Annotated in this window: 20 protein-coding genes and 1 pseudogene; 1 reads left to right on the forward strand and 20 read right to left on the reverse strand. The window is 41.8% G+C overall.

What is annotated here, in order from left to right; genetic code table 11:
• Nucleotides 1-28: 28 nt before the first annotated feature.
• The 14 genes from QOS46_RS02180 to QOS46_RS02245 form a co-directional block, all read right to left on the reverse strand.
• Complete coding sequence (locus QOS46_RS02180; RefSeq protein WP_283606940.1) at nucleotides 29-430, reverse strand: single-stranded DNA-binding protein; 402 nt, start codon at nucleotides 428-430, stop codon at nucleotides 29-31.
• The gene (locus QOS46_RS02185) at nucleotides 424-1,593 is read right to left on the reverse strand and encodes a hypothetical protein (protein ID WP_283606941.1); all 1,170 of its coding nucleotides are present in this window, start codon (nucleotides 1,591-1,593) and stop codon (nucleotides 424-426) included. Before QOS46_RS02185 ends, QOS46_RS02180 begins: the two co-directional genes overlap by 7 nt.
• Before the next feature lie 60 nt (nucleotides 1,594-1,653).
• Nucleotides 1,654-5,103 carry an Ig-like domain-containing protein gene (locus QOS46_RS02190; protein WP_283606943.1) on the reverse strand — a complete coding sequence of 1,150 codons (3,450 nt, stop codon included), beginning with the start codon at nucleotides 5,101-5,103 and terminating at the stop codon, nucleotides 1,654-1,656.
• A 60-nt stretch (nucleotides 5,104-5,163) separates the two neighbouring features.
• Complete coding sequence (locus QOS46_RS02195; protein ID WP_283606945.1) at nucleotides 5,164-5,685, reverse strand: hypothetical protein; 522 nt, start codon at nucleotides 5,683-5,685, stop codon at nucleotides 5,164-5,166.
• The gene (locus tag QOS46_RS02200; protein ID WP_283606947.1) at nucleotides 5,682-6,077 is read right to left on the reverse strand and encodes a DUF4320 family protein; all 396 of its coding nucleotides are present in this window, start codon (nucleotides 6,075-6,077) and stop codon (nucleotides 5,682-5,684) included. Before QOS46_RS02200 ends, QOS46_RS02195 begins: the two co-directional genes overlap by 4 nt.
• Nucleotides 6,078-6,090: 13 nt before the next feature.
• On the reverse strand, nucleotides 6,091-6,960 hold the full coding sequence (locus QOS46_RS02205) for a secretion protein F (protein ID WP_283606948.1): 870 nt from the start codon (nucleotides 6,958-6,960) through the stop codon (nucleotides 6,091-6,093).
• Nucleotides 6,961-6,971: 11 nt separating this feature from the next.
• On the reverse strand, nucleotides 6,972-7,916 hold the full coding sequence (locus QOS46_RS02210; protein WP_283606950.1) for a type II secretion system F family protein: 945 nt from the start codon (nucleotides 7,914-7,916) through the stop codon (nucleotides 6,972-6,974).
• Complete coding sequence (locus QOS46_RS02215; protein WP_283606952.1) at nucleotides 7,913-9,247, reverse strand: ATPase, T2SS/T4P/T4SS family; 1,335 nt, start codon at nucleotides 9,245-9,247, stop codon at nucleotides 7,913-7,915. The genes QOS46_RS02210 and QOS46_RS02215 overlap by 4 nt, the downstream gene beginning before the upstream one ends.
• Entirely contained in the window at nucleotides 9,234-9,983 is a 750-nt protein-coding gene (locus QOS46_RS02220) for a hypothetical protein (protein WP_283606953.1), read from the reverse strand. Before QOS46_RS02220 ends, QOS46_RS02215 begins: the two co-directional genes overlap by 14 nt.
• Nucleotides 9,980-10,720, reverse strand: coding sequence for a Flp pilus assembly protein CpaB (gene cpaB, locus QOS46_RS02225; protein WP_283606955.1), 741 nt, complete (start codon nucleotides 10,718-10,720; stop codon nucleotides 9,980-9,982). The genes QOS46_RS02220 and cpaB overlap by 4 nt, the downstream gene beginning before the upstream one ends.
• 10 nt (nucleotides 10,721-10,730) lie before the next feature.
• Nucleotides 10,731-11,243, reverse strand: coding sequence for a prepilin peptidase (locus tag QOS46_RS02230; RefSeq protein WP_283606957.1), 513 nt, complete (start codon nucleotides 11,241-11,243; stop codon nucleotides 10,731-10,733).
• Complete coding sequence (locus QOS46_RS02235) at nucleotides 11,234-11,482, reverse strand: hypothetical protein (protein ID WP_283606958.1); 249 nt, start codon at nucleotides 11,480-11,482, stop codon at nucleotides 11,234-11,236. The genes QOS46_RS02230 and QOS46_RS02235 overlap by 10 nt, the downstream gene beginning before the upstream one ends.
• A 625-nt stretch (nucleotides 11,483-12,107) precedes the next feature.
• The gene (locus QOS46_RS02240) at nucleotides 12,108-12,473 is read right to left on the reverse strand and encodes a helix-turn-helix domain-containing protein (protein ID WP_283606959.1); all 366 of its coding nucleotides are present in this window, start codon (nucleotides 12,471-12,473) and stop codon (nucleotides 12,108-12,110) included.
• 29 nt (nucleotides 12,474-12,502) lie between these two features.
• Entirely contained in the window at nucleotides 12,503-12,982 is a 480-nt protein-coding gene (locus tag QOS46_RS02245) for a hypothetical protein (protein ID WP_283606961.1), read from the reverse strand.
• A 183-nt stretch (nucleotides 12,983-13,165) separates the two neighbouring features.
• On the opposite strand from QOS46_RS02245, the gene QOS46_RS02250 reads away from it, so the two are divergent.
• Nucleotides 13,166-13,969: a hypothetical protein gene (locus QOS46_RS02250; protein ID WP_283606963.1), complete on the forward strand. Its 804-nt coding sequence runs from the start codon at nucleotides 13,166-13,168 to the stop codon at nucleotides 13,967-13,969.
• On the opposite strand, the gene QOS46_RS02255 is transcribed toward QOS46_RS02250, so the two are convergent.
• The 6 genes and pseudogenes from QOS46_RS02255 to QOS46_RS02280 form a co-directional block, all read right to left on the reverse strand.
• Complete coding sequence (locus QOS46_RS02255) at nucleotides 13,966-14,751, reverse strand: hypothetical protein (RefSeq protein ID WP_283606965.1); 786 nt, start codon at nucleotides 14,749-14,751, stop codon at nucleotides 13,966-13,968. The two genes, QOS46_RS02250 and QOS46_RS02255, sit on opposite strands and share 4 nt — an antisense overlap.
• A 73-nt stretch (nucleotides 14,752-14,824) precedes the next feature.
• Nucleotides 14,825-16,570 carry a hypothetical protein gene (locus QOS46_RS02260; protein ID WP_283606966.1) on the reverse strand — a complete coding sequence of 582 codons (1,746 nt, stop codon included), beginning with the start codon at nucleotides 16,568-16,570 and terminating at the stop codon, nucleotides 14,825-14,827.
• 68 nt (nucleotides 16,571-16,638) lie between these two features.
• Entirely contained in the window at nucleotides 16,639-17,289 is a 651-nt protein-coding gene (locus QOS46_RS02265; protein WP_283606967.1) for a DUF6550 family protein, read from the reverse strand.
• Between the two features lie 209 nt (nucleotides 17,290-17,498).
• Nucleotides 17,499-18,041 carry a hypothetical protein gene (locus QOS46_RS02270; protein WP_283606969.1) on the reverse strand — a complete coding sequence of 181 codons (543 nt, stop codon included), beginning with the start codon at nucleotides 18,039-18,041 and terminating at the stop codon, nucleotides 17,499-17,501.
• A 133-nt stretch (nucleotides 18,042-18,174) separates the two neighbouring features.
• A complete protein-coding gene (locus tag QOS46_RS02275) occupies nucleotides 18,175-18,528 on the reverse strand; it encodes a hypothetical protein (protein ID WP_283606971.1) in 354 nt (117 codons plus the stop codon).
• A gap of 870 nt (nucleotides 18,529-19,398) precedes the next feature.
• Nucleotides 19,399-19,545, reverse strand: a pseudogene (locus tag QOS46_RS02280) (AbrB/MazE/SpoVT family DNA-binding domain-containing protein); the annotation flags it as partial.
• Nucleotides 19,546-19,561: the final 16 nt, after the last annotated feature.

Below are 19,561 nucleotides of genomic sequence, written 5' to 3' on the forward strand. Positions count from 1 at the left end.
CTTCTCTTTTAAATTTTAATGGCGCCATTTACGGCCCAATCAAATCATCATCAGTCAGAGTTTCATAAAGTTCATCATCGCTGGGCGATCCAGCATCCGGAACCGGTTGTTCTTTCACTTCTTTTATTCCGCTGCCGCAGAACTCGAAATCATAGGCTACTATATACGGTTCGTAAGCACTTCCTCTTTCTTTATCATAAGGAGGAATTTTTAAGGTTCCTTCAATGTAGATTTTTTGACCTTTTTTCACGTTGTTATAAAGAAAATTTCCCAATCCTCGCCAAGCCTTGATTTTAATGAAGTCAGCCTTGCCTTTCCCTTGTTGGCAAGCCAATGTAAATTCACAGACTGCGTAATCAGTATCATTTTTTCTAATAACACGCTGTTTAGGATCAGCAACGAGTCTTCCAATTCCTCTACCTTTCAGCATACTTCTTTTACCTTCTTTCTTATTTGATTGAGCTGCTCGATGGAGCAGCCGTTTTGCTGCATCGTCCGGAATGTTTTTTCTGAGGGATCTGAAACATGATCATGACGATTACCTGTACACTCCCATAGGGTGGATATATTGGATTGATCACACTCAGAAATATTAACAATCCTGTATTTGCTCTCAATCGCCTTAACGGTAACGACAATCGGCATTGCCGTACAGGTTAGGCGAAACGCACTTTGATAGTCCAGAGGGTTTACCATTTGCCGCCTCCATTGTTCCGTTAATTGATAAAGTCCCTCAATGGGGCCTTGTGCAATCACAGAAGCCAGAGTTGTGTACCCTCTTAGGCTAATTTCCTGTGGGATAGCATCATCAAGGTTTAACGCTATTACATCGGGATCAAGTTTTAAAGCAGCTTCTGCGGACTCCATTCTGCTGTCTAGTAGTGAAATAGTATTGAGCATTTCCCGATATTGCTCAAAAGTTACTGTCGTTAGCTCTTGTAGAGTGGAAAGTAAATAATTCATCAAAGATGATTTTCCGCTTAACCATTTTCCTACAATTAAGACTGAAATACCGTACCGCAAAGCCAGAGAAAGAAACTCTAATTCTTCCCTTGTGGCAAATTCCGATGATTGATACATTTTCATAGTGAAATTACGCTGCCCTAATTTGTCAATTGAGCAGACAACACCTAGCTTTTCACTGACAAAAGGCGGGAAAAAGGCGGTAATCCTCAGATTACCGCCGAGATTTCCCGAAAAGCAGGGGGGAGAAATATTGTGATTAAGGGATAGAAGTGTTTCTCTTGCATGTTCTGAAGAATAAAATTCGTCGATCTCGATTTTTTGATCATTGATGAATACTACAGTTACCTTATTCCAAGAGGTTATTAAAATCCTTTTGACCCAAATATCATCCAGCGGCGCGGTAAGAATGGATTTTTCAAAAATATCATTATAAAGTTTTTCTGATATTTCATCTAATGACCAGCTCGAAAAACTCAAATTCTCGTCTTGCAGATATTGTTTGATGGCCGTAATCTTAGCTTCTTTTCTTTCTGTCTGCCAAAAAATCTTACCTTGCTTTTCTTTTAACTGTTGAAGAATTTGAATATAGTCCTCAGGAATGCCTTTGCGTTGATAATCTGAAAGCACTCTCTATTTACCTCCTTATAGTTGTGCGGCCATCCGGAAAACCAGGTGGCCGCACGATCATTATTTTGGACGATTATAACCTTTGATTGCATATACATACTGCCCAGCAATAGTAATGTCATCGAAATCAAGCCACATCATGCTGGGCTGATCATCTTTACTGGTTTCGTGATATTTTCCTGAACCTGACATACTAAATACTATTTTTGCAACTTTAGAAGTTTTGCCGGCGGTTAGTTTTAGTGTTGATGAATCCCGCTCTTTCTCAGTATCTTTGTAAAGGCTGAAAGACCCTGATGTAATCACTTGATTATTTTCATCATAAACCGAATAAGAGGTACTCCGATTTTTTGTATAGCCGTAATAACGTCCCTCATAGGTTATTAATAATAATTGTTCTCCAGTATTAACTGATATAGGATTGTCTAATGTTAGGGTTAGGCTGCCTTTGCTTGATTCATAACTGTCTCCGTAAAAATCAATATAAAGGCCAGCTCTGCCGGAGCGCCAAGCCAATGAATCAAATTCATTGGTTGCTGTATAGTCAGCCCGAACAAAAGCATTCAGTATAAAATTGGCAGTCCAAGTAATAGTTGAAGAATCGACATACTTATCATCAAGCTTAAAACTAAGAGTAGACGTTTCGACTTCATCGCCAGCACTGTTTGTCCATTTAACAAATTTGAACTGAGAATCTGGCACGGCATTAAGCGTAACCGTATCGCCATAATGATATGTTCCGGTACCTGTAATTGTTCCACCAGCGTCTTTTTCTGGTGATTTACTGGTAGCCTGCACAGTATAGATATTACCCTCAAAATGAGGCGTCCAGATGATCGGGCCGGTCAATGTCCATTCAAACGTCTGACGAGTTTCAACGTTCCCTTTGTCACTCGTCCAGTTCACAAAATGGTATCCTTTGGCCGGTGTGGCTGAATAGGTTACGGTTTGACCATAGGTGTACGGAGCAGCGGGAGAAACAGTTGCTGATCCGCCTGTAGTGTCGGTAGGAATCGTTACCTGTGTATTATCGTAAGTATCGATTTTAAACAGCGCTGTCCAAGTGATATTCTTATCCGGCACATAAGTAAATGTGGCGGAATCAATCACAGTACCATCGCTGCTTGTCCAGCTGACAAAATGATGGCCAACTGCCGACGTAGCGGTCAAAGTAATAGAATTATCCTCTATTACTGTCGCCACAGGTGATACCGATCCGTTACCAATAGCGGCTGTCGTAATGGCATATGAATCGCGTACTCTGACATCGCAGGTAGCTGTGTGTAGACCTGTTTTTGCAGTAATGGTTGTATTGCCGGGTGTCAGGGCCAGAAGTTTACCATCATTGCCTATTGTTGCTACAGCAGGATTACTTGACGACCAGACTACCGTTTTGTCGTCGGTGGTGTCCGGAGGATCAATAATCACTGTAAACTGATGCCCATCACCTTTATTGATCTTAAATGATGTCTGATCTAGAGTGATACTGTGAATCAAAGCCACAACATTGACTGTGCAAGATGCGGTATGCTCTCCGACTTTGGCCGTAATTGTTGTAACGCCGATTTGAACAGCAGTCACATTACCGGACACATCAACCGTGGCAACGGTCGGGTTGTTGGAAGACCAGGTAGCTATCTTATCCTCAGTGGTATCCGGTGGATCATAAGATACTGCAAGCTGCCCGGTGGTACTGCGGTCAAGGGTAAGCTCCGATTTAGCGAGCGTGATGCCGTGAATTAGTGCCACAACCGTAATGTTGCAAGTCGCGGTATGTGTTCCCACTTGGGCGGTAATGGTAGCTGTACCAATTTGAACGGCAGTCACATTACCTGCTTCATCAACTGTGGCAACAGCCGGATCACTGGAAGACCAGGTAACTGTCTTATCCTCGGTGGTATCCGGTGGATCATAAGATACCGCAAGCTGCCCGGTGGTACTGCGGTCAAGGGTAATAAGCTCAGATTTGTCTAATGTGATGCCATGAATCAGCGCAACAACATTAATATTGCATGATGCGGTATGCTCCCTGACCTTGGCTGTGATGGTGGTCGTACCGGTCTTTACGCCGTTCACCTTGCCGGTAACATCCACCGTGGCAATGTCGGGATTGCTCGAAACCCAAGTAATCGTTTTATCTTCGGTTGTGTCCAAAGGAATGATTGAAGCTGTGAGCTGGCCTTCTGTGCCGCGATCCAGCGTTATTTCCGTCTGATCAAGAAAAATACCCTCGATCAGTGCGATCACAGTTACATCGCATGTGGCCGTATACTCACCGCAGCGGGCCGTGATTGTCGCCATCCCGATGCAATAGGCAATAACATTGCCCTGCTGGTCAACATCAGCAATTTCCGGAGCACTGCTGCTCCATGTCACTGTACGCCCGTCTGTGGTATCTACCGGCAGGAAACTGACGGTGAGTTGTTCTTTGGTGTTGCGGTTAAGGGTGAGAGTGGATTTATCCAGCTCGATGCCGGTCATGGGTGATAAAACCGTGACTTCACAGCTGGCCGATGCTCCGACCGCGGAGGCTTTCACGGTCACTTTGCCGACCTTATGGGCAGTTACCTTTCCATCGCCGTCTACGCTGACGATATCAGGGTCAGAAGATGTCCAGGTGATTGTTTTATCCTCTGTTGTGTCCTCCGGGATGATCTTAGCTGTCAGCTGCTCTATATTTCCCTTGTCAAGGGACAAATCCGTATGGTTGAGCGTGATTCCATCCATCAGCACAACTACGGTAACTTTGCATGTAGCTAACTTTTGATCAGCTGTGGCCGTAATCGTGACGGCTCCAGCTCCAATAGCGGTTACTTTGCCGGTGTCGTCTATCGTGGCTACATCCGGGTTACTGGATGTCCAAGTCACAGACTTCTTTGTAGCATTTTGCGGTGCTACAGTTGCCGTTAGTTGCAACGTGTTTTGCCTATTTATCGTTACATCACTCTGATCAAGAGCAACAGATTGAACAGATACTGAAAGAGAGCCGCCCCCTTCGGAGGGTTTGGGGCGGGTGCTGGGAATGGCCGTTCCGCCAGAACTTGAACTGGAATTTTCGGAAGCACTTCCGCTGCTTGTGCCGGGATCAGACGGAGCTGGAACCGAGCTGCTCGAAGGGCCTTCGTTCTGTCCGGGTACAGGTGCATAAGATGTACTACCCTGAGAATTCACGGCAGCGCCGGGACTGTCGGTCAGCTCCACAACATACGATTTATCTCTATCTGTTGAGGGTGCCTGACTACTTTGTTCCTCCGCTTCATTCAAATCAGAAGAATCGGGTTTTGATTCTTCTGCTATCTGACCAATTTGTATATCAGAAGGGAAAACGCTGTCTGATGTTGTTATTACCTGGCTCGACGTATTTCCGGAACTGCTTGAAGCAGTTCCGGAGGATGATAAGAATGGCAATTGAATCCCCAATGCATTAAGAATGGTTCCACCGCCAAAGGCAGCAAACATAAAGAGAAGAATTGCTGTCAGTATAACGGTAGTTTTTTTATCCTTTTTCATTTTGTCCCTCCTTAATTAAAAAGACCTGTAGGCTTCAGCTCACAGGTTCCCATGAGGTTATTAAAATATTGGCCTGTAGCCCGCCTTTACCTCTAAGGTGAAATTCATAGGGGCTATACCACCCCAATCAAATACCAAGGGAATTTCAAGATTGATCTCGGCTAAGCATGTGAGTTTATCTTCCCGATCCGGATCGTCGGGAGCAAACGGAGAATTTGTTATTCGGGCCGATAAATTGGATATCTTGTAATCAACGGAATTTCCAGCGTATCTCACATGGTTTTGCATTCCCAAAGCTTTATCCATTTTGTCATAGATATCACCTGCGGAGATTTCTTCGACCCATTCATTACCAGACAGCTGATAGCCCCCGCTGTAGCCCTCCCGAAGGCCATTGTAAATATCCGCGTAGTTTTCTTGGCAGGTATCAACTACTGCGGTTTGAAGGGTATCGCGCACCGTCTGAATGGCCGTATTAATTCGGAACACCTCAAAGATTCCCGCAGACAAAACTAGAATTGTAACTGCCAAAGTTATTGCTGGTATTGCTACGCTTCCACGATCGTTTTTCAATAGTTTCATTTCCAATACACCTCTGATCTGGAAGTAGCTTTTTTGGATAAATGAATCGGAAAATCGGCATAACCGCCCCAGCCACCCAATTTTTTTGTTACAGAGCATGTTACCGTGATTTCATCATTCAACTGTATCTTACCTGTTGAAGACCAGGTAACCTCAGGTTTTAAGCCAATCGTTCTGTTTAAAACTTCTTCCCTTTGTTCCGTTTCCTCGCCTACCCGGCCTGAAATGGCAGCTGTCCTAACCAGCTCGGTAGAGTACGTATTGAGTTGTTGTGCAGCCACAATAACCGGCGCAAGATGTGCAAATATGGCGATGACTAAAAGGCCTATAAACAGCTTCACGGTGGAGTCAATTACAAATTCACCACGCTCAGATCGCAATATTTTTTTCATGTAACTCACCCCGTTATATCAATGCCTTGGCTTTGACATAGGCGTAGATGCCTAAAATACCAAAGGCGGTCAAAATAAACCAGCCAAGAGCAAGTGTGGTATACAACCTCACTTTTCCTGGCCGCTGCATATTGTTCAGTTTCAATTTTTGAATTTCCGCTTGACTGAGATCATGTTCTAATCTCTCAAAATAGGCGTTAATGTCATCGCCGTGAAGCACAGATTGCAGCCCAAGCACGACCTCTCGCATCATTGTACTTCCTACACGCAATTCCAGTTTTGAGAGCGCTCTGTCCGGGGAGCCTGTACGCATTTCCGCAAGGGTAATTTGCAGTTGCTCCCGTAGTTCGACACCGGCACTCGGTAAAAAAGAATCCAAAATACCAATCACATCTTTAGATGCTTTAATCTTTTGGGAAATCATCGCTGTCAAACGGGGTAAATCGCTTTCAATCCGATCTCGCTTTTGTCTTATAATTTTATCGGTGCTTTTAAATTCTCCAAACATGGTATATACCGCCCAAACAATTACCATGATGGAAACGATAGGGTTAATAGATGCCGCTGGGAGAGCAAGCAAACTTCGCATTAAAAATCTGGCAATGATTTGAGCCAAATGCAATTCCGGTGTGAAGGGAATTCCTGCGGACCGAAGTGAGTCGGACATAGTTTTCTTTCTATATTCGCTCAACTTAATCAGTTTTGACAAACGCAAAGCCAGATTCATTTCCGTGATCTTGAGTAGATTCCCTTTACTCTGATTGTCGCTGACCACTTGCAGCATCGTTTTTCGATAAGCCATAAGCGGCAACTTTGCAGCTGCACATAAAAGCAGATAGAAGCCTACAGTCAAAAAGATATATATGAAAATTGTTGTATTCAATTTTTTTCCTCCTATCTTCTGAATTCCGCTGGCCGGGTCATTTGAATCACTCGAAACAGCGTATAGAAAAAGATAACCAAGCTACCTGCATACATAATCTGTCCAACCACAAAGCTCATTGCGATTTCGATCCATTCCGGATTCATCATCCAAATGAGGAAGGGTTCGATAAGTAACAATGGGCTTATAATAGTGTGATCTCTTAAAGGTTCGTACAAATTGTAATTCACTTCTCCGTCTACAATCCTAATTTCCGAAAACTTCCGTATGATTGGCCCCAAAGTCGTACGCTGAGAAGGATCTTCTTCGCTTAAAATAACAGCATCGATCCACTCATGAAAAACCTCTTGATTCAATGCTTTTTTCATATTTCGCAAGGCAAGAGGAACATTCGGATTTACCATCGTCACCTGCACCACAAAGCGTTCAAATACCTCTTTAACCGGCGATTCAAAATATTCTACGTTTTCTTTCACCGCCTGTATAATGTCCCCGGATCGCGTATACTCAGCCGTTACGATTGATAAACTTGTTCCCAGCTCTACAATCAAACGCTTCTTGTAGCTGAAGGAACTTAGCAGAACAAAGATAAAAGGGAGCATAGCTAGCCCAATTGCCAGAACAGGTACTAAGAATGCATTGTTCAGTGATCCTGCAACCAGTACGCCGATGACAGCAAAGAATCCAGATGTGATGCAGATAGTAGGAAAGTGACCACTCCTATTCATCTCTATCAGAGTGCTTTTTGCATCCAAAATCATTTTTCGCATACCGCGCGGCTGAACAGGATTTTTGCAGTGTTTTATCTTTTCGGATAATGATTCTTTCTTTCTTGGCAGCAATTGAGAAATATCACTATAAGCCTGAAGAACATCATCTTTATTCTTAACCGTGATGCCAAAGATGGCCAAAAGGCCCCAAGCCATAACAAAGAAAGCTATGATATATAAGATCATGCGGCAACCTCAACCTCTCTCTTCAAAAATCTCTGTAATAAATCTTCCGGCATACCGTTATCCCTTAATTCTTGCTGCAATGTTTCCGACAAAGTTGATACTTTTTCAAAAAAGCCCTCTACAATAGTTTTACCGCTCTCTTTATCTATGCGGTTCTTTACCGTGTGCCAGCGATACAGAGTTCTGAGATTTCTTTTTCCATCTCCGGTAAGTTCACATTCGCAGATTTCTGTAATGCGACGCACATGATCCTTGCCTTTACGGATGTAAAAGCAGATAGGAAAAGCGTCCACAATAAATGCAGAAAGGATGGAGGCACTCAAATTCCCCTTTAAGCTGCACAGATCAAGAATGCGATCATAAATTTTCGCACAACTTTTGGCATGGACAGTGCAAATGACAGAATGCCCGGTTCTGGCTGCCTCCTGCGTTTCATATGCCTCTGAGCCTTTCATCTCAGCGAGGCAAATGTGATCTGGGTCAAAAGTAAGAGCTTGCTCTAAAAGCATCTGTTCTGTAATCCTCTGACTGGGATCGTCGCTGTCCTTTGTTACTGTGTGAATTACATTGTTAAGTACAATATCGGTCTTTTCATCCCGAACAACAAGATCAAATTCGCGGGTCGTATTCTCAATTGTAAAAATACGAGAATCATAGGGCATTGTTGAGAGCAGCCAGCTCATGACCGTTGTTTTGCCGGTTCCCGTGGCCCCAGCAAGGCTCATTGAAATACCATATTGATAGAGAGCGCTCAGAAAGTCTAACATTTCTTCTGTAGCCATGCCGCCAGATATGAAATCCTGCTTCCCAAGCTTTTTAGGATTAATATAACGTATTGAAACGCTGATACCGGCATCCTTGTCAATCACACCGGTTCCAATGACGGTAATTCTAATCTTATTGTTTAAATGCCCTCTCACTAATGGTTTTGAAGGATTTAGGATTGTTCCGGATTCCCGCAGCAGCTTTGTAATTATGTCGTTGGCGTGAGCGGGGGAGAAAAACTGCTGTGGCGATACCTTTATACTTCCGTCTGAAAAAGTGATTTTAGTGTCATCCCAACGGTTGATATTGATTTCTTCCCAATCATCATTTGTTCCGTTGAGATAGGGTGTCAAAAAAGAATACTCGGCCATTTCCTGATATAGTTTGGAAGCCAAACTATCAATCTCTGTCTCTTCTGTCGAAAGGTCTTTTTCCTGAATGTATTGCTTAATGTAAGATAACAATTGCTGTCTGTTGTTTTTTGGGGTTTTCAAAAGTGCCGAATATTTTTCTGCCATATAGCCCTGTACATCTTCCAGCAAACGTGGAAACTCAATTGACTTCATTAGTCTGGACAACCTCCCTTACCATGACTTCCAGTCCCATTTCAAATTCTTTAGCACCTTTTCCAAATACCGTGTCAAAAATTTCCCCTTGATCGTATTGGATCGGCAGCTCCGGAACGTTAGGGAAAACATAATGAGCGCCGCCAATCAGCTCAGACATCAAATCCACATCTTGACCAGGCAATGCATTATTAATGATGTTGATTTGTTCACCATACTGGTACTGCGTCTTTTGCTGAAGAAGCCCCTTTTGTGATTCGATGTAGATAAGACTGCGGGGATTCGGTGTCACTACTTTAAATGTGAGATCGGCGGCTTCCAAGGCCGCTGATGTCAATTTATCTCCTACCACATGTGGCGTGCAGTCGATGATGATATAGTCAGCCACTTTTCGGAGCAGGGAGATTAACTCCCGCGCCTGAAAGGAATTGTAACCTGCATATGTTAGTGGGTTATCCTTTTTTCGATATCCCATAAGAGATAAATACTTAGATTTGAATGGTGTACAATGTTGCAATATTGTGGTTTCAGTCATCTTCGGCAGGGCCAGTAAATTGCCGAGAGATTCAAAATCCTTGCCTGAAGGAAAAACCAACGGAAGGAAAGGTGTTTCAGAATCACAGCCGACAACAATGGTGTTTTGCTTTCTAGCCGCTAGTATTTTTGCGGTCTTAATTGCCAGAGTGGTCTTGCCGCTGTTTGGGCTGCCCCAAAAAGCAATCACTTGATTTGTCATTGTGCATTCTCCTTTAGAAATTTATCTTCAAGTTCAAGAAATTTCTTTGCCGTTTCGCTGCTACCACGATAGCTTAATGCGGCATGTATAGAGCCATTGGCCTCATAATCCACAATCTTCAACACCTGTTCAGGTGTTGCAAGAACTGTTAAGGTGCTTGGAATGTTATCTGTATTACTTTTCGATTTTTTATCAGCTTCGGTCTGCTCACCGGTACTGTCATATCCTTCAGAAGTAGTTGCTGCAAGAAGTTGTACATATTGCAGCTCACCGGGATACATGGTTTGCTTCATATCACCATATTCCGAAACATAGAGCGAAATAATGTCACCGGATTTCAGCTTTCCAGACAGGCCATTTGCAAAGTTTTTTATAGTGATTGATACGGCTTGTTTTTTACCGTCCAGATTAGATAAGTAAGCATCCGGTGATTGTGTCGATACTTTGGTCGACAGAATATAATCGCCGGGCTGAAATTTAGCAAGGGCATATTGTCCGACAATATCTTCAGAATTTTTCATTACGTTGTCCGGAAGGTTGTAACCGCCTACTTTGACGTTCTGTATCATATCTGACGTGATCTTTGTTCCCTCCGGTACTGTTTTGCTTACCCGGACAATCTCAACCTGCTTTCCTGCTGCGGTGTTGAAGGCCGGAGTAATTACCAGGCAAATCAGAAGGGCTGCCAAAATTGACAGCCCACTCAAAAAATATCTGTTTTTCAAAAGCTTTTTCATGTTCTTCTCCTTAATTAAAAATGATGAATGCCAGAAAACAACCAATCCCTAACCAGGGAGCCATTGCGTAGTAGTACTTCTTGCGCTGTCCCTGAAAAAACAGCCTGGACGCAATTTGTAAAAAAATGATTCCCATAAGCGCTGCATAGATTACAGCTGGTGTGCCAAGGACAAAGCCAGCGGCGGCAATAAATTTTATATCACCGCAGCCGATTACTTCTTCCTTTGTGATCTTGTTATTAAGATAGAAGATAAACGATGCAACAAAAAATCCCGTTATGGCTGGAATCGGTTTGAAATCGATCAATCCGATCAGCATAACGGGCCACAAATAGCGATTGGGGATTATATGCGTTGTCGCATCGTAAACCCCAATACCGGCAAGAACTAGGGAAAATAGGCTGCCTTTCAAAAATAAAGCTGTACTTTGAGCTGTAAAAAACAAAATCAAAGTGCAGATAAGCCAAAGGGCAGCAACTATAATGCGGCTGTAATCTGAGAGCTGGTTTTGTTTTAGTTCCATAAGTTGTTAAAGGATTCTTCAACTTTTGGAATAAAAGTATTAGGAATCCATCCGGTTGACCAACCAATTACAATTGCGGCAATGAGCAATGCTCCGATTACGCCACCTGCCATAGACGTGTTTTGGGATTCACCTCGCATATCCTCTTTCAGAGCATTTGCTTCCGTGCAGACAAAGCAGGCCGTTTCATTTACCTTCTTTGCGGCTCTTTCAAAATACTTCTTTACTGATTTTTTCATTTAATTTTCCTCCTATAATTAAAAATAAAAAAACTCCGTGAGAGTATCAAAGAGTTTTGATTGGCTATTTAATTTTAAGTCGGACATTTTGTCCGACTTCATTATTGATTTACTGAAATTACACTTAGATATTCTTAAAATAAATAGAGTCGATCAGGTATCCCATTAGAAATAAAAACATGCCACTTATAGCTAAAATAATTAATGCAATTAATAACTTTTTCTTCATAGACAATTCCTTTAATCACCTACCAGCGTGGGCTAACAATCATCATAATCTTATGCTTGTAAAATTCTTATTTAATAAAAAGCGTCAAAAAAAGAAAGAAAGCTAACAACACTAACATTACTATGGCTGCCGAAATAAAAGCGGATATTGGAATTTGCATGTAACCAATCAAAACTTTAATCATAAACGCCAATATAGTAATGAAAACAATAAATAAAAAAATGTCTCGAACTAGTGAATGTTTCATTATCGTACCACTTATAAATTAGGTATGACCGGTCATTAACCTCTTACATGACCGGTCATTTTTTGCGAAGAAATTACTCCACCAGTTGCGGGCCAACGTGGCCGCTCATCGTAAAATAATAGCACTTCTGAGTTGTAAATTTAGGAGTGCTATCTTTCGTTCAAAATATCTTGGTACAGCTCATCCAACGGGATGCTCAGTACCTTTGCAATGTCACAAACCAGCCGAAAGCTAGGACTGCGGTTATCCCCGTTTTCAATTCCGTGGATGGTCGAAACCGCATGGCCGGAGCGTCGGGCCAGCTCGGATTGTGACAGACCTTTCTTTTGCCTTACCTCACGTATTTTGTCGGATATCATATTAACTTTCCTTTCGGTATTCTGCATTTTTGCAATGACATCGAATTCCTTTGTCCCATCTATAATTGAGACGTTTTGGGGATCAATGTCATTTTCCTCAAGGAATTTTTTCATCGAGATTTTATAAACAACTCCACCTGCTTCTCCAAAACACATGTAAAAGGATCTCCTCTTTTTTATATTTTTTATGGAATATCTTTTTCAACGGGATAATAAAGTCGATATTTTAAGCTCTCCATATTTTTTTGATAAGGTGTTAAAATCGGGCTTTTAACTATTCCGGTATATTTAATTGTTTCAAGATGTGGGGTTATATTTTTCTTTCTTATCACTGTAATCTCACTTGGAGAAATATAGAAACCATGATATTCTTCGTTTTCTCCTTCTCTCAGCATCCAGTAGCCATAACCAGTTCCAGATCCTTCAACAGAATATACTTGTTCAGTTGAAATGACTGAAGACTTCGAATCAAGCCAATCCTTAGGCTCATTGCTCGTCATAAGCACAATTGTAGAAAGTCCAGAGATCAATACCCCGATCATACCGCCCAACAAAGATAAAGGTGCGATTATTGATATAAAACTTGGATTTTCTTGATCTTTATCAAAAAACTTGTTCCATATAGCATAAAAAGCAAAGCAAGCCAAAGAAATATAAAATAGCAATGTACAGATACCTCCCTCCACAAATATACTTGGTACGTATTTTGTCGGATAACATATTGGCCTCTCTTTCTCAAAAAAATGACCGGTTGTATGAATTTTATATAAACATATTGAGATTTGAGTTAAATACTGGTTTTGTAGACCGATATTAAAGATAAAATAATAATAGGAAAGGGTGATGAAATGGCCGATCGAGCCTATAACATGACTCTTCAGCAGGAAGAGTCAATAACTCAGGCTCTCGCTGGGAAAGCAAACGGAAGCAACTTTAGTTACGTTTGTGCAGATGAAGAGTGCCAGGCAATAATGTATGTTCGGAGGGGTATTACACCTAATTTTTATAGTTCGCGTCATACGCACCACAGAAAAAATTGCCCTTTTGCAAGCTATTCAAAAGCTGATTTAAAACCTCCTAAAAGTTTTTTGGATTGGTTAGAAGAGGTGTTAACTAAACCGGATTTACCCAAAGAGCATCAACAGGATAAAATAAATTCTTCAGCAGGTGTTCATAAAGCAGTAGGGAAACTGTCACATACAGCAAGAGCAATGTATGTTTATCAGAGGTCAAAAGAACTGGATGAATATCTCGATGAAGAGAATACTCAAAGCGTGTTGGATTTTTGTATATCGCCTCGAACCGCATACTATTACGAAAATAACCCTGATAAAATCAAAGGCTGGCATTTAATCATCGGAAAAATAAAAACGGTAAAATTTAATGGTGATTACATTATTCTTCATGTCTGCACGAAAGGTGAAAGGGCATATCACCTTCGATTTAAAATAAAATTTACTGATAATATCTGTAAAGATATATATGATGATATTTGCGTGAGGATAGAAAATACCAACGTTACAAATCAAGAACTTTGTGTTATGTGCAAACTGGAATCCAAAGAAGAAAAATATGAATACGCACAGGGTAAAGCTTACAAAACACTGTATACAGGTTTCGTGCCAAAAAAGCGACTGTATTTTATTCCTTAAATCCTTAAAATGAGAGAACAATCTTTTATTAATCGCTGAATATTATCCCGTTCCATCAACTCAAGACGCTCTTTAGCTCCGATAGGATTGTTTTGTAATGATAGGGAAAAGTGATCGCATTTTTTCAGGTTGTGCTTAATTATTGTAGGGAGGTTTGAAATATCTTTGACTTTATTCTGATTTAAGCTTAGTCCAGATAAAAAGATTTCCTCAAAGCAGCCCAAATTCTCTATAAGGTTATCATCGAGACATAGTTCTGTGCGGCATTTGTTTTTGAAAGAAGAAAACTGCTTAAAAACATTACAATCACTGATTGACCCGACCAAACACAAATATTCAAAATCAGGAAAACAACTTAAAGATTCAATATTAATGAGGGATTTCCCACTAATAGCCAAACTGAACATTGATCGATCCTGATGTGGTTTTAGATAAGATAAATCTAAGCCTTGTTTTGAAAGAAAGACAAATGATGAAAACTCTTTAATGTGTTCAGCACCGACAAGTGATACATCAGGTGAATCAATGTATATTTGGGCTACAGGTATATCCTTTAGAAAATTTAAATCATTCATCCCGCGATTAACATCCTTGATATGCAGATCGCAGAAACCGTGATGTTTGGTGGATTGAGCAATACTTCTGATGAATTCATAATCAATAAGAAACCTATCTAAATCATTGTCTAAATACAAAGCAATAGTCTCATGAAAGTATTGTAAGGGGATTTTTCGAATTGCTTCCCATTCATGTTGCTTCTCTATTTTCAAAAAATAATTCATGGATATTTACCTTTCTTTGAAGTCACAAAAAACTTAAGTGGCAGGTTGATTAATAACCTGCCACTTCTTTATTTTACTCCACCAGCTGCGGGCCAACGTGCCAATCATCATAAACATTGCCCTTGATGGTTACATAGTCGCTCAGATTGGCCACCAGCATTCCGGCAGGAGTCCAGGCATCAAAAGCGTAAACTGATACTTCATATTTTCCATCAGGATACCATAGCGGAGTGAAATGAACCCTACGGTTGTAGGTGGAGTATTTATTGGTCTTGAATTGCAGCGTCGATGGGTTGCCGGATCGCGTCAGGTCAAGCAGCCGCCAATAGCTCTTATAATGCCACTCAGGAAAGTAAGCCACGGCGGTTTGAAGTCCGGTAATGTGGGAATTGGGAGCAGAGCCGTCTACGTCGCCGGTGACAGATACTTTTACACCATATCCAGAACGCATGGTTTTGCCGCTGGCTGTCGGGGCTTTTTCATCCGGAAGCAGACTCATGTTGGCGGTCAGGGAAGCAACATAACGGTTAAACGTCCAATCCCACCATCCCTCATCAACCCATTTGCCCTTATCCACCCAGTCGACGCTGCCGTCTGCGTGATGGCGCTGTACCCAATGCTCATGCCATACAAGGTATTCATGCCAACGAGCGCTCCAAATGCCCCATGACCGGGAAAGATACTCTGGTTTGTCCGGCAATGTAGCAGCCAAAAAACCATCAAGCCGATCTCTGGCGGTAGGATTTGGTGGTTCGTGGGTATCAAGGTTCTCAACCTTGGCCGCTATATTGGACGCGCTTAAACTTCCGTCGTTGGTGCTGACGGAGATATTGACCGTCTGTGGGGTAGAGGGGGTATGCCATTTTACCCATACCAGTTGACTTTCATCTTCCGGTATTACAATGTTGGTCACATTATACGTGCTGCCGCCGATCCGAAAGGTTACCTTTGCTGGATCATCCGGATCGATCTCTGAACTGGTACTCAGCTCCACCGACGTAACAACATCCGTATCCACACGGTAAGTATAGTTGGCCGTGATGACTGGATCGTCCGGCTCTTCTCCTTCATCTTCGCGAAACTTTATAACACCAAGCCCAAGGGAAGAAATAATCGTGCTATTGGATTGAGCAGATGTTCGGCTCCCGGTGTATGCCGGATACCCAAGATCGGCTTTTCTGAGAAACATCGCCAGCGGTAGGTTCTTGTGGGAAAGGTCTTTCATTTTTGCCCGTAACCCTCCGCTTAACTTTTGGTCATATAAGGCTGCTTCGGTGGCCGTCATGGCGTAGCGCTGACCACCGAAGGTGATGTAGGCGATTGGTTCAACAAGAAGCTTGTAGTTGCCGTTAGTCAGCGTTTCATACGATGCACCTACATACTCGGCAATATGTTCAATTGCAGCTTTATCTGTAAAATAGGACCGAATAGCGTCAATGTCTGCGATACCATTGTCCTCAATAATTTTTGGCAACCCCTTTTTTGGAACTGTGTAATTGTATTTTGATGTACTGACAGCAAGTGTTGCCCCGTTCTTGTAATGAAGCTTACTCTTTTTATTGAAATGAAAATATATATTACTTTCGTTTTTATTTGTAAGGTCTATCGGTGTTGTCACTGGCTTATTATCGCTGACACGAACAACGGTAACCCGTACACCGTCTTGTCCGGGATTCCAAAAATTTTGGCCAGCTTCGCCTTCGCCCATTCCGCCTCCGCCGTTATCAATGTTTCCACCGTCGTCGTCTGCAAAGACGACAGAGGAAAACGCAGAGAAGAGAATGAATAAGCAAAGTAGAACTGCTATAATCCGTTTCATACTTCCTCCTCTTGCAAAACAAAAGAGCATGGCATCCGCCACGCTCTTTTAATTGTCTATATTAAGTTCTATTCCATAATTCCCACTTTTTCTCCGGAAAGTTCCCAACTGGATTCATTAGGGTTTGTCTGTTCGCCCCCGCCGCCTTCATCTTTTGTCCAACCGAAGCCATCGACCCAAATCATCCCATCTTTTTTAGTACCATTAGCTGGTTTGCTCGAAGAAGACTTACTGGAACTGGAGCTTGATTTGCTGGAACTACTCGAATTGCTTTTACTGCTTGAACTGCTACTCGAAGTCTTTTTGCCGTTATCAATCACCGGCGTTTCCTTGTAAGAGGGCTGCTTATCCGGATCAGTCAAGGCGGGGTTTGTGGCTTTGACGTACCCTCCACTACTTGTTTCACTCCCAGCTCCGTCAATGACCGGGGCAGGGGGCATAGAGGCTGATTTAGGCGCAATGCTGGTTAGTTCTGTTGTGTTCTTGTCTCCTGCACCGGCTGCGGTTGCGTCCGATCCGCTGCCTGTGGTGGAACCGGCAGTTCCACCTGCCACGCCAGCAGAATTGATTTCCCCGATTGTCAGGGAAACGCTGGATGATGTTATGCTCTCTACCGGAGTAAGAGGATCATCTTTCCCTCCGGCCTGCACGGCAAAGGCTGTGGCGACACCCGCAAAAACAACGACTGCCGCAATCGCGATCATATATTTCTTTTTCATGTTCGTTTCCTCCATTCGTTTCTAATTTTCTCCACCACAGGTTATACAAAAGTATTTGGTATCATAACGAGGGATAACACCTTTTACATCAATCGTGTATTTAATACATAGTTCCCCAAGCTGCATAGTTTTTTTACACTTGCTGCATCGGCGTTTTCTGTTAAGTATGATGTGTTCAAGGCTTTCTCTTCTCATATACTCTCCCTTACTCACATTTCCATATCATAATCATGGGAATGCCTGTGCTCGCGTTTTTGTTCATGTTGCAGATTACTGATCTGCTCCTGAAGATGCTGATTTTCTTCCTTCAGCACCTGATTTTCATTCGTAAGTTGTATAACTCTGGCTTGCAGCAGCAGCATCTGTTCATTTATATAATTTATTGCCTGAATCTGATGTGTAGCGTCAAGCTGTTCTTTCGTCAAATTTTTCTCCATATTATCTCGGCGTACAGCTTCTACAGCCACATGTTTATCAATAGCGTTAATAGAATTCTGAATATTGTCTGTTTTGTGAGTAATCTGATCTGTTGAACGTATAACAGTATTGCGCAACTCAGAAGTCTGTGATTTCACATCTGATGAAATGCTGTTTGCTTTGTCAATGATAGTTCCATGATCCTTTAGCAGAAGCTTTGTGTCACCTTTTGAAGCATAGTAATCTTTTATGATTGCTGCCAAAATAGCCAGCACACCAAGTATCAAAGTAATTATTTGAGCCAAGTCCATATAATAACCCCAATCTATTTCCATATCTTACCTCCATTCTAACACGATTCTCATAAATTAAAAGAGAAAGGCCAAGAAAAATGGAAATTAACCATCGTTTCTTGACCATAAAACTTAAAAGTGCATTCAGTGAATTTCACTGAATGCACTCATATACTTATTTTACTTTTTTGAAAAGGGGAATTACCTGAATACTCGCATCGTCGGCCCAATCAAGGAGCTGGTTTACGGAATGGCGGGTAATAGAGGTATCCTCTCTAAGAATGACCGAATCTTCTTTCAATGCGGTAGTATCAGCCTTTAATACAGTGATGTCTTCTTTTAGGGTGGAAACATCGTCCTTTAAGGTAGTGACATCTTCTTTTAGGGTGGATACATCATTTTTTAGGGTAGTAACATCCCCTTGTAGTTGATCCAGCCGATTGTCCACGGAATCCAGTCTGGTGTGAATCGGCTTTAACGACTCCGTAATTAATCCCGCAATCGCTTGAAGGTCATTTTGATCTAACATTTTAATACCTCCCTGTGTTGTTAAAGTATATCATGTGGATATTCCGGTTTCAAGGTATCCTGGTCGATTACAAAATTTTTTTGGCCGGTTTATATAAGTCCTTTGTCAAACAATTTAACTTCTAAAGTTTCACATCTTTCCAGAACTTTAAATTCTACATAGTAGAATTGCTTCTTGGTTTTGCTCGTTCGATATGGGCAATCAGTATTTGAACACGACTTGCATCGATTTAAGAAGACTTCCTGTTGCAACTTATCCATTTTTTTCTTATATGCCTTTTTCTTATAAACAACCTCTACGTTTTTTGCTCTGAATAGTTCTTTCGTGAATAAAGGTTGCGTGACCATCCTGTATGTACCTGGCCTTAATAAACTCAAGACCTGGGGCATTTCCGAAAAATATAGCTCTCGCAAATTGTGACAGCTATACTTGAACAGCTGACTGTAGTCAACCTTTTGGTAAATGTAGTAATCTTTTTTTCTTGTCGGATGCTTCTGGATTCTTAGGAAATCGTTTATTCGAACTGTGTTCATTTGGTGCAATTGAGCTATCACTTCAAGCGTGATGATATATATACCGACACTAAGCACAAATATAATAAAATTGTCTATCAAATGAACAAATATAAAGAAGATAAGTGTTGTGATAAGGAATAAGTTTCTGTATGGCTCCATCTCCACTTGCTTGTATCTGAATTTGCCCCAGGCGTTTAGAATTCTACGGTTCATAAACAGCCTTCTTTTCAGCATTCAACAAGCTTTTCATTTCTGTGATTTTCTCGATCAGAGCCTGTGAATTTTTTAAGTCTTGATTTTTCAGCACGGCTTCTCGCAATCTCTGAACGGAATCCTCAACGCTTTCCGTATAATCATATTTGCGAAAAATCACACCGCCTTCATCGTCAGTAAAGATTTCAAGCGGATCGCCATCCTGTATACCTAAAGACCGGCGAAGCTCTTTAGGTATTACTATCCGGCCAAGATCATCCACACGTCGTACCACGCCTGTTGCTTTCATAAAGCGCCTTCCTTCT

Origin of the sequence: Faecalispora anaeroviscerum, from assembly GCF_947568225.1 — a bacterium.
Classification (GTDB): domain Bacteria; phylum Bacillota; class Clostridia; order Oscillospirales; family Acutalibacteraceae; genus Faecalispora; species Faecalispora anaeroviscerum.

Bases quoted from the DNA above. Each gene is read 5' to 3' on its own strand.
- QOS46_RS02180 (WP_283606940.1), bottom strand. From the start codon at position 430: ATGCTGAAAGGTAGAGGAATTGGAAGACTCGTTGCTGATCCTAAACAG.
- QOS46_RS02190 (WP_283606943.1), bottom strand. From the start codon at position 5,103: ATGAAAAAGGATAAAAAAACTACCGTTATACTGACAGCAATTCTTCTC.
- QOS46_RS02195 (WP_283606945.1), bottom strand. From the start codon at position 5,685: ATGAAACTATTGAAAAACGATCGTGGAAGCGTAGCAATACCAGCAATA.
- QOS46_RS02200 (WP_283606947.1), bottom strand. From the start codon at position 6,077: ATGAAAAAAATATTGCGATCTGAGCGTGGTGAATTTGTAATTGACTCC.
- QOS46_RS02210 (WP_283606950.1), bottom strand. From the start codon at position 7,916: ATGATCTTATATATCATAGCTTTCTTTGTTATGGCTTGGGGCCTTTTG.
- QOS46_RS02215 (WP_283606952.1), bottom strand. From the start codon at position 9,247: ATGAAGTCAATTGAGTTTCCACGTTTGCTGGAAGATGTACAGGGCTAT.
- QOS46_RS02220 (WP_283606953.1), bottom strand. From the start codon at position 9,983: ATGACAAATCAAGTGATTGCTTTTTGGGGCAGCCCAAACAGCGGCAAG.
- cpaB (WP_283606955.1), bottom strand. From the start codon at position 10,720: ATGAAAAAGCTTTTGAAAAACAGATATTTTTTGAGTGGGCTGTCAATT.
- QOS46_RS02230 (WP_283606957.1), bottom strand. From the start codon at position 11,243: ATGGAACTAAAACAAAACCAGCTCTCAGATTACAGCCGCATTATAGTT.
- QOS46_RS02235 (WP_283606958.1), bottom strand. From the start codon at position 11,482: ATGAAAAAATCAGTAAAGAAGTATTTTGAAAGAGCCGCAAAGAAGGTA.
- QOS46_RS02240 (WP_283606959.1), bottom strand. From the start codon at position 12,473: ATGTGTTTTGGAGAAGCAGGTGGAGTTGTTTATAAAATCTCGATGAAA.
- QOS46_RS02250 (WP_283606963.1), top strand. From the start codon at position 13,166: ATGGCCGATCGAGCCTATAACATGACTCTTCAGCAGGAAGAGTCAATA.
- QOS46_RS02255 (WP_283606965.1), bottom strand. From the start codon at position 14,751: ATGAATTATTTTTTGAAAATAGAGAAGCAACATGAATGGGAAGCAATT.
- QOS46_RS02260 (WP_283606966.1), bottom strand. From the start codon at position 16,570: ATGAAACGGATTATAGCAGTTCTACTTTGCTTATTCATTCTCTTCTCT.
- QOS46_RS02265 (WP_283606967.1), bottom strand. From the start codon at position 17,289: ATGAAAAAGAAATATATGATCGCGATTGCGGCAGTCGTTGTTTTTGCG.
- QOS46_RS02270 (WP_283606969.1), bottom strand. From the start codon at position 18,041: ATGGAAATAGATTGGGGTTATTATATGGACTTGGCTCAAATAATTACT.
- QOS46_RS02275 (WP_283606971.1), bottom strand. From the start codon at position 18,528: ATGTTAGATCAAAATGACCTTCAAGCGATTGCGGGATTAATTACGGAG.